15 protein-coding genes are annotated in these 13765 nt (G+C 64.5%); 7 read left to right on the plus strand and 8 right to left on the minus strand.

Features of this window, described 5'->3' with window-relative positions:
• Positions 1-158: 158 nt before the first annotated feature.
• Positions 159-1055, minus strand: coding sequence for a transcriptional activator NhaR (gene nhaR, locus C8C93_RS22590; RefSeq protein WP_055395375.1), 897 nt, complete (start codon positions 1053-1055; stop codon positions 159-161).
• 151 nt (positions 1056-1206) lie between these two features.
• Between nhaR and C8C93_RS22595 the strand changes: the two genes are divergently transcribed.
• A complete protein-coding gene (locus C8C93_RS22595; protein ID WP_055395341.1) occupies positions 1207-1752 on the plus strand; it encodes an Rrf2 family transcriptional regulator in 546 nt (181 codons plus the stop codon).
• Positions 1753-1849: 97 nt separating this feature from the next.
• Here C8C93_RS22595 and C8C93_RS22600 read toward each other — a convergent pair whose 3' ends face one another.
• From C8C93_RS22600 to C8C93_RS22620, 5 genes are all read right to left on the minus strand, one after another.
• On the minus strand, positions 1850-2443 hold the full coding sequence (locus C8C93_RS22600; RefSeq protein WP_121508366.1) for a MarC family protein: 594 nt from the start codon (positions 2441-2443) through the stop codon (positions 1850-1852).
• Entirely contained in the window at positions 2440-2853 is a 414-nt protein-coding gene (locus C8C93_RS22605; RefSeq protein WP_121508367.1) for a VOC family protein, read from the minus strand. Before C8C93_RS22605 ends, C8C93_RS22600 begins: the two co-directional genes overlap by 4 nt.
• A gap of 52 nt (positions 2854-2905) precedes the next feature.
• A complete protein-coding gene (locus C8C93_RS22610; protein ID WP_121421387.1) occupies positions 2906-3280 on the minus strand; it encodes a hypothetical protein in 375 nt (124 codons plus the stop codon).
• A 72-nt stretch (positions 3281-3352) separates the two neighbouring features.
• Complete coding sequence (locus tag C8C93_RS22615) at positions 3353-3724, minus strand: TraR/DksA family transcriptional regulator (RefSeq protein ID WP_055395348.1); 372 nt, start codon at positions 3722-3724, stop codon at positions 3353-3355.
• 118 nt (positions 3725-3842) lie between these two features.
• Entirely contained in the window at positions 3843-4490 is a 648-nt protein-coding gene (locus tag C8C93_RS22620) for a glutathione S-transferase (RefSeq protein WP_121508368.1), read from the minus strand.
• A gap of 122 nt (positions 4491-4612) precedes the next feature.
• Between C8C93_RS22620 and C8C93_RS22625 the strand changes: the two genes are divergently transcribed.
• The 6 genes from C8C93_RS22625 (at position 4613) to C8C93_RS22650 (ending at position 10899) form a co-directional block, all read left to right on the plus strand.
• Positions 4613-4978: a DUF2946 family protein gene (locus tag C8C93_RS22625; protein ID WP_121508369.1), complete on the plus strand. Its 366-nt coding sequence runs from the start codon at positions 4613-4615 to the stop codon at positions 4976-4978.
• 80 nt (positions 4979-5058) lie between these two features.
• The gene (locus C8C93_RS22630) at positions 5059-7374 is read left to right on the plus strand and encodes a TonB-dependent receptor (RefSeq protein WP_121508370.1); all 2316 of its coding nucleotides are present in this window, start codon (positions 5059-5061) and stop codon (positions 7372-7374) included.
• A gap of 14 nt (positions 7375-7388) precedes the next feature.
• Positions 7389-7949 carry a YcnI family protein gene (locus C8C93_RS22635; protein ID WP_233559540.1) on the plus strand — a complete coding sequence of 187 codons (561 nt, stop codon included), beginning with the start codon at positions 7389-7391 and terminating at the stop codon, positions 7947-7949.
• 79 nt (positions 7950-8028) lie between these two features.
• Complete coding sequence (locus C8C93_RS22640; RefSeq protein ID WP_121508371.1) at positions 8029-8526, plus strand: copper chaperone PCu(A)C; 498 nt, start codon at positions 8029-8031, stop codon at positions 8524-8526.
• Between the two features lie 87 nt (positions 8527-8613).
• Positions 8614-9486, plus strand: a complete 873-nt coding sequence (locus tag C8C93_RS22645; RefSeq protein ID WP_055395361.1) for a PhaM family polyhydroxyalkanoate granule multifunctional regulatory protein — start codon at positions 8614-8616, stop codon at positions 9484-9486.
• Positions 9487-9564: 78 nt separating this feature from the next.
• Positions 9565-10899, plus strand: coding sequence for an FIST N-terminal domain-containing protein (locus C8C93_RS22650; protein WP_121508940.1), 1335 nt, complete (start codon positions 9565-9567; stop codon positions 10897-10899).
• 76 nt (positions 10900-10975) lie between these two features.
• On the opposite strand, the gene C8C93_RS22655 is transcribed toward C8C93_RS22650, so the two are convergent.
• Positions 10976-12301, minus strand: a complete 1326-nt coding sequence (locus tag C8C93_RS22655) for a hemolysin family protein (protein WP_121508372.1) — start codon at positions 12299-12301, stop codon at positions 10976-10978.
• A gap of 80 nt (positions 12302-12381) precedes the next feature.
• A complete protein-coding gene (locus C8C93_RS22660) occupies positions 12382-13557 on the minus strand; it encodes a rhodanese-like domain-containing protein (RefSeq protein ID WP_121421383.1) in 1176 nt (391 codons plus the stop codon).
• Positions 13558-13765: the final 208 nt, after the last annotated feature.

Consider the following 13765-nt stretch of genomic DNA (forward strand, 5'->3'; position numbering starts at 1 on the left):
CCGCAGGGCTGATCACAGCAGCTCCATGAGCTGGCTGACTGAGGCCGAGTTTTGTTGAGAGGCTGCAAAAAGCTGCCTTAACCTGACTCCTCGGCGATCCTGAGCCCGCCTGGAGGCCTTCGATCGTGGAGTCCTGCGCGGGGTGGCACCCGGCAAACTCATTTCCCGAACAGATCTGCCTTGGCTGCCTTGGTGATTGCTGCCACGCAGGGGTGCGTGATGCGTCGCTCCACAGAAATCGCAAAAAACTCCTCGACCAGTTCCGTCGTGCGGCCGATCACTTCGACACCAAACTGTGCGGTGGTTTCCTCATCCAGAACGGTCGGGGACGTGAAAACGCCACGGCCTTCGCGGCCGAAAGCATTCATCAACGCACTGTCGTCGAACTCACCCACGAGCCGTGGCTGCAATTGGTATTTGTTAAACCAGTGATCGAGCTGTTGGCGCACGGAAGACATGGGGCCTTGGATGAGCATGGGGGCGCCCTGGAGGCATTGGGGAAAGGACCCCTGTAGCTGCGTCTTCAGGCCAGGAGCGCAAAAAAAACTCATGCCACTGGTTCCTAGCGGGTGGTTGAACGCCTTGACGCCGATTTTTTTGGAAACGGGTTCATCGGCCAGCACCAGATCGAGTTTGTGCAGGCTCAGTTGGGCGATGAGTTCTGGAAATTTTCCTTCCTGGCAGGTCATGTGCACCTGTTCAGGCATGCCCAAGGCGGGTTCCAGAAGGTGATAGGCCACGGACTTCGCGATCGAGTCTGCAACCCCCACGCGAAATTCCAGCGGTTTGGCGTGGCCGCGGGAGAGGCGGATCGATTTTTCCAGCTCGTCCCCCAGCGTAAAAATCTGCTCCGCGTAACCCAGGGCGACACGACCCTCGCTGGTGAGCTCCAGCCCACGCCCCCGCTTGCGAAAGAGGTCGTGGCCCAGCCATTCCTCCAGCTGTTTGATCTGCCCAGAAAGCGTCTGGGGCGTGGTGTGCAGCTGCTCGCCTGCCCGCATCACCCCTCCGGCCTTTGCAACCGTCCAGAAATACCGCAGATGCTTGAAGTTCATGGTGATAAATGCTTCGTAAAAAACGATCAATTAACGTTGATAAAACGAATATACGCGAAGTATTAAACCGCCTACATTGAACGCTTGGCCCCTTTCCGCAGCCCTTGGTGCTGCGGTCTGGAACTGTCAACGTTCACAAGGAGTAGCAACGATGCGGATTACCACCCGAGGACAACTTGCGGTATCGGCAATGACCGACCTGGCGCTGCGCCAGAAGATGCGGCCGGTAGCGCTTTCGACGATCAGCGCACGGCAGGGTACCTCGCTGTCGTACCTGGAGCAGCTGTTCAGCGCCTTGCGCCGTGCCGGGCTCGTGGACAGCACACGCGGCCCGGGTGGCGGTTACACCCTTGCCCGAAACACAGACCAGATCTCAGTGGCCGAGATCATCCTGGCGGTCGAGAACCTCAAGACCGACGATCTGCAAAGCCTGGGTGCCGGCCAGGCTGCGCAAGTGAAGTCGATGACGGGCGAACTCTGGTCCACCTTCAACGCACGGGTGATGGAGTACTTGCAGTCGGTGACTTTGCAAGACCTTGTGGCGCAGCAGCATGCCAAGGGTGTGGTGGCCGAGGAAATGGCCCCTGCAGCCCCTCGCCCCAAGCTGAGCGCCAAGCCGCGCCCCTTGATGGCGCGGGTGGGCGTGCCCAACTCGGTGTTCGCACTGGGTTCGATCCCGCTGCTGCAACGCCGTTGAGACCACGCACCGGTTGCGCTCTGCAGTTGCGGGCGCATGCCAGTGCTCCGGGGGCGGCCTTGGCCCGCCCTCCATCAGTTTTGCGTGCGCGGGGCGGCTACAGCTGCTGCGCGAGCTGCTTGATTCCCCGGATCAGCATCTCTACCGAGATGGCGACCAGGATCAGGCCCGTCAGGCGTTCAAACGCCATCACCACGCGTTCGCCCACCAGGCGCTGGATGCGTTCTGCCATCAGCAACACCACGGCGCACACGGCCATGGTGACGCACAGCGCGCCCACCCATTCCCAGCGGCGTTCCGGCGCCTGGGCTACCAGCAGCATGACGGTGGCCAGCGCTGAGGGGCCCGCCAAGGCAGGGATGGCCAGCGGCACGATCAAGGGTTCGCCCGGCAGCTCCGCCTGTGGGCCGTCAGCCGACGGAAAAATCATGCGCAGCGCGATCAGAAACAGCACCACCGCACCCGCAATCTGCAACGACAAATCGCTCAGGTTCATCACCTGCAGAAACTGAGCCCCGAAAAACAGAAACACCAGCAGCAGCGCAAACGCAATCAGCACCTCCCGCAGGATCACCCGCGCCCGGCGCTCGGGCGCCACGCCGCGCAGGGCATTGGCAAAGATGGGGATGTTGCCCAGCGGATCGGTGATCAGCAGGAGCAGGATGGTGGCGGACGCGAAGGTGTAGCTCACGATGCGTACACCGCGTCCAGTGAGCGAAAGCCCTTGATCTCGATCGGATTGCCGCTGGGGTCGTGGAAGAACATCGTCCACTGTTCGCCGGGCTGGCCCTCAAAGCGCACCTGCGGATCCAGCACGAAGGTGGTGCCGGCGGCCTTCAGCCGTGCGGCCAGCGCATGCCAGTCGGGCAATTCAATGATGGCGCCAAAGTGCGGCATGGGTACCAGGTGGTCGCCCACATGGCCGGTGCGGGCACTGGCAAACGGGGGGCCCAAGTGCAACGAGATCTGGTGGCCGAAAAAATCGAAGTCCACCCAGGTATCGGTGCTTCGGCCTTCCTGGCAACCGAGCACGCCGCCATAAAAGCGGCGCGCGGCATCCAGGTCGGTGACGTGAAAGGCGAGGTGAAAGAGGCTGCGCATCCCGTAAAGGATAGCAGCCAAGGCTGCGCTGCGGGCGCGGCCTGGAGGCCTGTCAGGCGACCGACGGGTCGGCGGCCATGTTGTCAAACTTCTTGAAATACTGGCGCGCCATGGCCACCAGCTGGGCGTCGGTCGGGTGGTCTGCTGCCACCGAGTCCACCACCACATCGGCCACCGCAGCATGGTGCTTGGCCGCCCAGTCACGGAACTGGTTGCGTACCAGGCCCGGGCCAGCCAGCAGCACTTCACGCGTGTCGGCCAAGGCCTGGGCGACGTCGGCAAAGAAAGCGGTGAGGTCGTCGGCTTTGCCCTGGTGCTTGTGGTGGCTGCGGGACTTGATGCGCTGGGCCTCGGCATGCTCGCGGTCGAACATCACCACGTGGGCTTCGGACTGGTCCATCCAGACTACTGCGTGAAAAGTGCTCATGAATCGGCTTTCTTGAAGTGACGAGAAAAAACGGGGAAAGAAGGGAAAAGGGGCCTGAATGCGTGAGCGAACTCACGCAGCACGGCGGTGTTGCTCGGCCTTTTCCTGGCAATGCACGCAGCGTGCGGCCTCGGGGGTGGCGTGCAGGCGTGCGGCGGTGATGTGGGTGCCACAGTCTGTGCATTCGCCGTACGTACCCGCTTCAATGCGGGCCAAAGCGGCTTCCACGGCGGCCAGGTGGGTGGTTTCGCGCTCGTCCAGCGCAAACTCCAGTTCACGCTCGGTGGCGAGTTGGGCACGCGGGTCCTCGGGCTGACCAAAGTGGTCGGCAGCGGCCTCGGCGCGGCCGATGACGCCCCCGCGCTGCGCGGCCAACTGGGCCAGCAGCTCGGATTGCTGGGCCAGCAATTGTTGGCGGAATGGGGCGGCCTGGGTCTTGTCCATGCGGTGTCTCCTCAAGGGTGATCGGATACCTGCATGGTGCGCTTGTGCGCGATGACCTCGGTTGACCAAGGTCAAGGGATGAAGACCCAGCGCCTGGGGGCGGGTTTAGGACAGGTTCTTAGCGCTTGGGCGGCCGCGCCAGCATTTCAGCGGTGTTGGTCTTGCGATCGGCGTTCACGCGCTGCACGTGGGGGCGCTCTGCCATGCGCGTGAGGTACTCGCGCACAGGCAGATCGGCCAGATAGTCGCGGCCATAGATGATCTTGGTGGCCGAGCTGACCAGCGGCAGGTGCACGATGGCTGCGCAGTCGGCCAGGGTGAAGGCGTCGCCGCCCACGTAGGGGCTGAACTTCGCAAGCTGACCGAAGGCGGCAATGTTTTTCTCAAGCTGCGCTCCCACCTTTTCCTTGGCGGTGTCGCTCACGGTTCCGCCAAAAAACGCCTGGGGATACAGGTTGCGTGCCACCAGCTCCAGATGCAACTCCAGAAAGGTGATCAGCTCGCGCACCTTGGCGGCCTGGTAGGGGTTGGCGGGGATCAGCGCTGGCTGTGGGTGGGCTGTCTCGATGTAGTCGGCCATCACGGCCGATTCGCACAGCGGCCCCTCGGGCGTGCGCAGGTAGGGCACCTTGCCCAGCGGGCTGGCGCTGCGGTCGGTCTCGCCCACCCAGGCCAGTTCTTCGGTGAAGGGCAGGCCCTTTTCGAGCAAGGCGAGTTTGATCTTGTTGTAGTAGTTGCTGGCCGAAAAGCCGCAGAGTGTGAGCATGGTGGCGTCTCCGTTGTGGTGGTGAATGCAGCACGCATCCTAGGTGGGGGCGGGGGCGCAGTCCGTCGCGCAGATGACCCCGGTCAAGGGGTGCGCACCCAGGCCCCCTACAATTCGCACCCATGCCCTCCCTGCAAACCATTTGCAGCCTTCGCTGGCTCGCCCGCCTTGTGCTGGCGTGGTTTGTGTTGTCCATCGGGGTGGCGGTGGCGTCGCCCTTGGTCAATCCGCAGGCGATGGAACTGATCTGTTCGGGCTCGGGCGCCATCAAGCTGCTGGTCAAGACCGATGACGGCGCCAAGGAGATGTCCAGCCACACGCTGGACTGCCCCCTGTGCGCGCATGTCGGCGCTCCTCCTCCCGTGTCGCAGGCCCAGCTGCCTGTGGTCCACCCCCTGGCGCATGCCCTGCGCCCCATCCCTGCCGCGCACATTGCTGCGCGCACCGCCGCGCCGCTGCCGCCGCGTGGGCCCCCCGCCTCCTCCTGAAATTGCTATATTTTTAATAGCTGATTGCGCTTGATAGATAAGCGCTGGCAGCCTATTTGGCTTGAAACTCAGGAGTTCCCATGCGCAAAAGTCGCATGGCGCTGGCCGTGGCCAGTGCCTTTCCCCTCGCACTCTGCGTGGGTGTTTCCGCGTTGGCCCAGACCGTCGACAGCGCCGGCAACAGCAATGCCCCCGTCAAGGAACTGGGCGTTGTCACCATCAGCGGCGGCCAGCCCACCTCGCTGCCCACGCAGATTCCCACCACCATCGAGGGCGTGACGCGCGAGCAGATCGAGCATTCGATCAACGCCACTGACAGCGAAGACGCCCTCAAGTACCTGCCCAGCCTGCTGGTGCGCAAGCGCTACATCGGCGACTACAACCACGCCGTGCTGTCCACGCGCGCCTCGGGCACGGGCAACCCGGCACGCTCCATGGTGTTTGCCGACGGCATTCTGCTGAGCAATTACCTCGGCAACGGCCCCACCAACGCGCCGCGCTGGATGCTGGTCACGCCCGAGGAGATCGAGCGCGTGGATGTGCTCTACGGCCCCTTCTCAGCTGCGTATGCAGGTAACTCGGTGGGCGCGGTGGTGGACTACGTCACGCGCATGCCAACAAGGTTCGAGGCACACGGACAGGTCAGCGTCCAGCACCAGCCTTTCGACCTGTACGGCACCAGTGCCACCTATGCGGGCAAGCAGGTCAGCGCATCCGTCGGCAACAAGAACGGCGACTGGTCCTGGTTCCTCAACTTCAACAAGACCGACAGCGAAGGCCAGCCGCTCACCTTCCCCACGCGCCTCGTGTCCGCCGGCACCGTGGGCAACGCGGGCACGCCCGTGACCGGTGCTGTGCTGGGCAACAACCGAAGCAAACAGCCCTGGTACCTGCTGGGCACTGCCACCCAGTACCACACGCAGCAAGACCACATCAAGGCCAAGATCGCCTACGACTTCTCGCCCACCGTGCGCGCGGCCTACACCCTGGGCTGGTGGCACAACGAATCCGAGGGGCGCCCCACCAGCTACCTGCGCGATGCCAACGGCAATGCGGTGTACGGCGGCACGGTCAACATCAACGGTCGCTCGTTTGCGCTGGCGCCCACGGACTTCAACGTCTCCAACGAAGACCTCACGCACTTCATGCACGGGCTCTCGGTCAAGAGCAACACCAAGGGCGTGTTCGACTGGGAAGTAGCGGCCAGCCTGTATGACTACCAGACCGACACACTGCGTGCAGCCACCGTGGCACTGCCGGTCGCGCTGAACGGCGGCGCGGGCCGCATCGTCAACAGCAAGGGCACGGGCTGGAACACGTTGGCCGCCAAGGGCACTTGGCGGCCCGATGGGGTGCAAGGCGCGCACATTGTGGACTTTGGCCTGCAGCGCGACAGCTACCAGCTGCGCACGGTGGAGAACGCCACCAGCAACTGGATCAATGGCGCTGCGGGCGCGCGCAACCAGGCCTTCAACGGCGACACCCAACTGCTGGGCCTGTGGGCGCAAGACACCTGGAAGATCGCGCCGAAGTGGAAGGCTGTGCTCGGCGCACGCGCCGAACGCTGGAGCGCCAGCAACGGCCAGACCGGCAATGCCACCACCACGCTGAGCCACCCCGAGCGCAACGAGACGTACTTCTCGCCCAAGGCCGCCGTGGCCTGGCAGGCCAATGACCTGTGGGTGCTCAAGGCCTCCACCGGCCGTGCGGTGCGCATGCCTACCGTGTCTGAGCTGTACCAGGGTGGCATCAGTGGCAGCGGCACGCTCATCAACAACGACCCGAACCTGAAGCCTGAAAAAAGCTGGACCACCGAGCTGACCGCCGAGCGCGACATGGGCAACGGTTTGCTGCGCCTCACAGCGTTCTTTGAGCGCACGAAAGACGCGTTGTATTCCCAACCCAATGTGCTCGTCACACCCAACGTGACCAACGTGCAGAACGTGGACGCCATCCTCACCAAGGGCTTGGAACTGTCGTACCAGGCAACCAATGTCTTCATGCGCGGGCTGGAGCTGGGCAGCAGCCTGACCTGGACGGACTCCAAGATCACCCGCAACGACAAGTTCCCCGCCAGCGTGGGCAAGTGGCAGCCGCGCATCCCCGAGTGGCGCGCGAGTGCCGTTGCCACCTACCGGCCGGACGACAAATGGTCGTACACACTGGGCGCGCGCTACAGCGGCAAGCAGTACAGCACGCTGGACAACACCGACGTGAACGGTTTTGCCTACCAGGGCGCCAGCCGCTACTTCACCACCGATATACGCGTGCGCTACCAGATTACCCAGCAGGTGAGTGCCGCCGTGGGCATCGACAACCTGAACAACTACCAGTTCTGGAACTTCCACCCCTACCCGCAGCGCACTTACCTCGCTGAGCTCAAGGTCAGTCTCTGAAAGGAATACATCCCATGCCTCTCAATACTATGAAAAAGATAGCTGTAATCGCTTTGCTGTCAGGCGCAGGAGGCCTTTTTGGCTCTGCATCCGCCCATGTGGTGCTCGAATACCAGGTCGCCCCGGCGGGCGCAGGCTACAAGGCCACATTCAAGGTGGGCCACGGCTGCGGTGCGTCGCCCACGCGGCAGATTGCGGTGGACATCCCGGCGGGCATGCGCGGCGCGCGCCCCATGCCCAAGCCGGGCTGGACGCTCGATGTACAGCGCGAAAAGCTCGCCCAGCCCTATACCAGCCACGGCCGCAGCATCACCGAAGACGTGGTGCGTGTGACCTGGACGGCCAAGACGCCGGACGACATGCTGCAAAGCGCGCACTACGATGAGTTCGCGCTCGTGGCCCAGGCGCCCGAGCAGGCTGGCACCGTGTACTGGCCCGTGCGCCAGGTCTGTGCCGAAGGCCGCAACGATTGGGTCGATGTGCCCAAGGCGGGGCAAAAACTCTCGGACCTGAAGTCCCCCGCTGCAGCGCTGGAGATTCTGCCCACGGGCGGCGCCGCTGCCCACCATCATTGACAGTCCCGCCCACGACCTGTTCTCCCTTCCATCCCTCTTCCCTTCTTCTCGTTCTCTCACTCACCGAAAGGCATCCATCATGAAAAAACTGCTTCACACTGCCGCCCTGGTTTCCACACTGGCCGCTGTACTCGCCAGCACCCCCGCATGGGCACAGACCGCTGCCGTCAAAGTCGAAGGTGCTTGGGCGCGCGCCAGCGTGCAGGGCCAGAAGGCCACCGGTGCGTTCATGCGCCTCACCGCCCAGGACGGCGCCCGCCTGGTGCGCGCCGAGTCGCCCGCTGCGGGCATCACCGAAGTGCACGAGATGAAGATGGAAGGCGACATCATGAAGATGCGCGCCGTGCCTGCGCTGGACCTGCCTGCGGGTAAGACGGTGGAACTCAAGCCCGGTGGCTACCACGTCATGCTGCTGGACCTGAAGGCGCCGCTGGCCAAAGGCGCTTCGGTCCCACTCACCCTGGTGTTTCAGGACGCCAAGGGCGTGGAAAGCAAGCTCGACCTCACCGTGCCCGTGGGCACGGCAGCACCCGGTGGCGCCACCGCAGGCACCATGATGAATGGGCATAAACACTGACATCTCCGCATCGGCGGCCGCTTCGCCTGCGCAACGCATTGGAGTAAGCTGTGACTCCACCACAGACCCACCTCTTGCGGAGCGGCCATGAGCGATACATCGAATTTCGGTTTCGGCAAACTTGTCCCCGGTTTTGACTTTCTGCAGAGCCTGGCCAAGGGGGCGTCCAGCAGCATTCCGCAGTTGCCCAACCTTAGCAACTGGGTGGCGCCCACCATCAGCGTCGAAGAGCTGGAAAAGCGCATCGACGAACTCAAGGCCGTGCAGTTCTGGCTGGAGCAGAACTCACGCGCGCTGGCCGCCACCATCCAGGCGCTGGAAGTGCAGAAGATGACCCTGGCCACCCTGAAGGGCATGAACTTCAGCATGGGGGACGTGGCCAACGCCTTCAAGCTCAAGACGGCTGACACCGTGATGAGCGGCGTACAGAAAGCCGCCGACACCGTGACGGGCGCCGCCGAGGCTGTGGCTGGTGCCGCTGCCCGCGCTACGGGACGTGTGAGTGCTGCCGAAGAAGAAGCTGAAGACGAGGGTGATGACGCCGAACCCGCCGCCCCGCCTGCCAAGGCCAAAACAAAAGGCAGCAAGGCGTCGGCCGCTGCCGCGCCCACCGTGGTGGACCCCATGCAGTGGTGGGGTGCACTCACCGGTCAGTTCCAGCAGATCGCCGCCAACGCCATGAAGGATGCGGCCAAGCAGACCGCCATCGACACCACCAAGAACATGGCCACTGGCCTTGCCAAAGAAGCCCTGAAGACGGCGACCGGAATGGCCAGCCAGTTTGCCGCCAAGGGCATGCAGACCATGCAGGGCGGTGCCAAGCGCGCCGCTGCATCGGGCACCGCCAAGAAGACCGCCGCTGCCAAGAAGCCTGCAGCCCGCAAAACCCCGGCAAAACCCGCCGCCAAGAAGGCCAGCAGCAGCACCCGCAGCCCAGCCGCCCGCAAGCGAGCGGGCTGACGCCAACGTGGGCGGGTGTGACAACCCGCAGGTGGTGCAATATCTGCCCGCCACCGCCCTGGCATGGAGATCACCACCATGAAACTATTTCCCACTGGCCATGCCACCCACCCCCAATGGCGCATGGCCGCCGCGCTGGTGCTGGCGCAGCTGCGCGCCCAGATGGCGTTGCCCGACTACGCTGCTGCGCCCACCCTGGGCCTGCTCTACATCACCGACCACTATGGCAACGACGCCCAGGCGCTGCTCGACTACCTGAGCGGCGAACTGCCCGAGGTCACCGACTGGAGCGGCACCGTGGGGGTGGGCGTGTCGGCCAACAACGCCGAGTACTTTGACGAGCCCGCGCTGTCGGTCATGCTGCTGGATGTGCCTGCAGACCAGTACCGCGTGTTCTCGGGCGTGGCGCCGCTGCCCACGCATGCGCCACACCCGGGCAGTGGGTTTATGGCCCATACCGCCCTGGTGCATGCCGATGGCCGCACGCCCGAACTGGCCGAGCTGCTGACCGAGATGGCTGCACGCACCGACACGGGCTACCTGTTTGGTGGCCTCTCTGCCAGCCGCACCAGCAGTGTCCAGTTTGCCGTGGGTGGCGACGGCAACATGGCCGGGCAGGGCGGTGCCAGCGGGGTGTTTGACGGTGGCCTGTCGGGCGTGGCGTTTGGTGCCGGGGTGGCGCTGGTGTCGCGCGTTACGCAGGGCTGCCAGCCCGTGGGCGCGCTGCGCACGATCACCGCCGCGCAGGACAACGTGGTGCTCGCGCTCGATGGCGAGCCCGCGCTGGACGTGCTGCTCGATACGCTGCAGGTGTCGCTGGATGGTGGCGACCCACAGCCCGCGCTGCGCAAAGTGCGCGCCACGCTGGCCGGGCTGGTCAGCGCGGGCGAACAGCCGCAGGGCCAGCGCCGCACAGGCCACTTTGGTACCGACACACGCGTGCGCCACATCGTGGGGCTGGACGGCAGCCGCCGGGGCGTGGCCCTGGCCGACCATGTGGAGCCGGGCATGCACCTGGCGTTCTGTCAGCGCAACGTGGCAGCGGCGCGTGCCGACCTCATGCGCATCTGCGCCGAGATCCGCGAAGAACTCTCGCCCGAAGAGCTGGAGCCCGCGTCGCTGGTGTCGTCGTCCAGCGCGGATGGCGAGATGGCCGCTGCCAACAGCGCCTCAGGCGCCAGCGCGGCGCCCCAGGCAGGGCGGCGAATCTGTGGGGCTATCTATGTGAGCTGCTCGGGCCGGGGCGGCTCGCATTTTGGCGGGCCCAGCGCCGAGCTGCAGATCGTGCGCCACGCGCTGGGTGACGTGCCGCTGGCCGGGTTCTTTGCCGGTGGAGAAATTGCGCACCACCACTTGTATGGTTACACCGGTGTGCTCACCGTTTTCGTTGACGACGACCCGCACGCCCGCTGAGCGACTGAGCCGTTTCGCCCGCAGAGAACGCCAGGGCGGGCCCTGGCGGAGACGGTGCCCCATGGAGGGGGCCAGGTCAGCCCGCGCCGTTGTCGTCTGCTTCGGCCTTTTCCTCGGGGGTCAGGCGCGTGGCCAGGATCTTGTCGATGGTCTTGCCATCCATGTCCACCACTTCGAGCTTCCAGTCCTCCCACTGCACGGTGTCGGTCACCTTGGGCAGGCGGCCAGTCAGCAGCATGATCATGCCGCTCAGCGTGTGGTAGCGGCCGCGTTCCTCCTCGGGCACGGTATCCAGGTTCAGGCGGTCTTTCAGCTCGGGCACGGGGATGTGGCCGTCCAGCAGCCAGCTGCCGTCCTCGCGCTGCAGCGCCCAGGAGGTCTCCGGGTCGCGCGGCTGAAACTCGCCGGTGATGGCCTCGATCAGGTCCTGCAGCGTGACGATGCCCTGCACCTCGCCGTATTCGTCGATGACAAACGCCATGTGCACGTCCGACAGGCGGAAGTTGTCCAGCAGCTCCATGCCCGTGATGGTTTCGGGCACATACAGTGCTGTCTGCAGCGGCTGGTCGGCCAGGCCGCCGCGCGCCTTGTCGCGCAGCGTGCGCGACAGCCACTGGCGCGCGTTGATCACGCCCAGGATGTTGTCCATGCCGCCGCGCACCACCGGAAAGCGTGCGTGGTCGGATTCTTCGATGCATTTGAGGTTGTCTTCAAACGACGCATCCATATCCAGACACACCACATCACCACGCGGCACCATCAGCGAGCCGATCTGGCGGTCGTCCAGGCGGAACACATTGCGCACCATGGTGTGCTCGTGCGATTCGATCACGCCCGCAGTGGTGCCCTCCACCAGCATGGCGTGGATCTCTTCTTCGGTCACCGGGCTGCCGCTGGTTTCCTTCACACCCATCAGGCGCAACAGCGTGCGCGTGGAGGTGGACAGCAGCAGCACAAACGGCTTGGTGGCCAGCGCCAGAAAGTTGATGGGCCGCGCCACCAGGCGGGCAAAGGTCTCGGGGTACGACTGGCCGATGCGCTTGGGCACCAGTTCACCCACCACGATAGAGAAATACGTGATCAGCACCACCACCAGGCCGGTGGCCGCGTAGCTGCCAAAAGGCATGGGAACGCCCAGTGCTTCAAGCCACAGCGCCAGGGGCCCAGCCAAGGCGGCCTCACCCACGATGCCGTTCAGCACGCCAATCGACGTGATGCCGATCTGGATGGTGGAGAGAAAACGCGTGGGGTCTTCGCCCAGCTTCACGGCAGCGGCGGCGCCGCTATCGCCCTCATCAATCAGCTTTTGCAACCGGGCTTTGCGGGCCGTGACCAGAGCGATCTCGGACATGGCAAACAGGCCGTTGAGAAGGATGAGGGCGAACAGTATTGCTATTTCCATACAAAGGGCGCCTTGCGCGCCCTTGGGTGTTGAGAAGCGACCAATTGTAAGGACAGGGGCCAGAGACCCTGCGCTGGCTCCTAGCCACCTTCGGTCGGGAGGCCCGTTTCGTCCCACTCGGGCAGTCCCCCCCGCAGCCAGTACACCGACTGGAACCCCTTGGCTGTGGCCACCTTGGCAGCTTTGTAGGACTTCCAGCATTCGGCGCCATTGCACGCAAAAATTACCGGCTTGGCCTTGTCCACGCCCTGAAGCTTGTCCAGCGCCTGGAAATCATCCTGTGCGGCATTGAAGGCCACGTCCTTGAGGCTCTTTTCCACATACGCTGCAAACACGGCGCCCCGGATGCGCTTGGTCTTGAATTCCTTCTCGGTGCGGGTGTCCACCAGCGTGGCGCCCTGCACCAGCAGGGTCTGGGCCTCGCGCGCAGTGATGCGCTTCACCCCAGGCAGGCTCGTGGGGGTGAACAGCCCCAGCTCGGCCACACGTCGGTACTCAACGGCCTCCGGGCGCACGGAGGCTGGCGGCAGGCCGCTGGCGGAGGACGACGCGCTGAACCACTGGGCCAGCTTGTTGCGCGCATCCGCCGGCAGGTCTTTTTTCACCACGATGGAGAACCCGCCAGGCACCGGCTGCGATGTAGCCAGCACCCGCGCAAGGCCGGGGTGCGCTGCCGACCATTCGGCCCAGTCGTCCTCGCGCACCACAGTGGCATCCGCCGTGCCCAGAGTCAGGGCTGTCAGGCCGGCCTGGGGAAATTTCTCGTACTGCACCGCGCGCAGGTCCTGGAACGACAGCCCCGCCTCATTGAGCATGCCGCGCGCCATGTAGGTGTAGACCGAATCCTGCTGGGGCAGATAGAGCCGTCGGCCTTTCATGGCAGGCACCGCAGCGATCTGCTGCAGCCCGACCAGCAGGTATCTGTCCGATTTGTGCGTGGCGCCCACCAGCTCGTAGCCGCGTTGCAACGCGGACGCAGCCACCTGGGCAGGGCCAATGAAGATGTCATATCCCGCGCTGCGCGTGGCGCGCATCACGTCGGCCAGGTCGTCGCTGGTGGTCAGTGCCACGGGCTGGCCCGCGGCCTTCGACAGGCCCGATTCGGCGGAGGTGCGCAGGATGGAGTGCGCCGCCTTGCGGGCCGTGGGCTCCACGGCCACGATGGCCGTCAGCTGGGCCTGGGCGGCGCTGCAACACAGCCATAAGCCAAGTAGCAGTCCCAGCGGGCCGCGGGTCGATTTTCTGGCGATGTTCATTGCGCGGTTCCTCTCCCCAAAACAAACCGCGAATATGCCCAGGCCCCCCGCACCTGCGTACGAATGTTTCTGATCTTTTGTTTTTGTTACTCCTGCTAACGAAGCCATGCGTGCGGCGCGCAGAGCTCGCGCACAGAATGCGGGCTGACCCGATCCCCTGTGCCTGCCGGGTGGGCGGGGGCAACAAAGAGTTTTTGTCCATCCCATT

This window comes from Acidovorax sp. 93 (assembly GCF_003633835.1).
GTDB classification, from domain to species: domain Bacteria; phylum Pseudomonadota; class Gammaproteobacteria; order Burkholderiales; family Burkholderiaceae_C; genus Acidovorax; species Acidovorax facilis.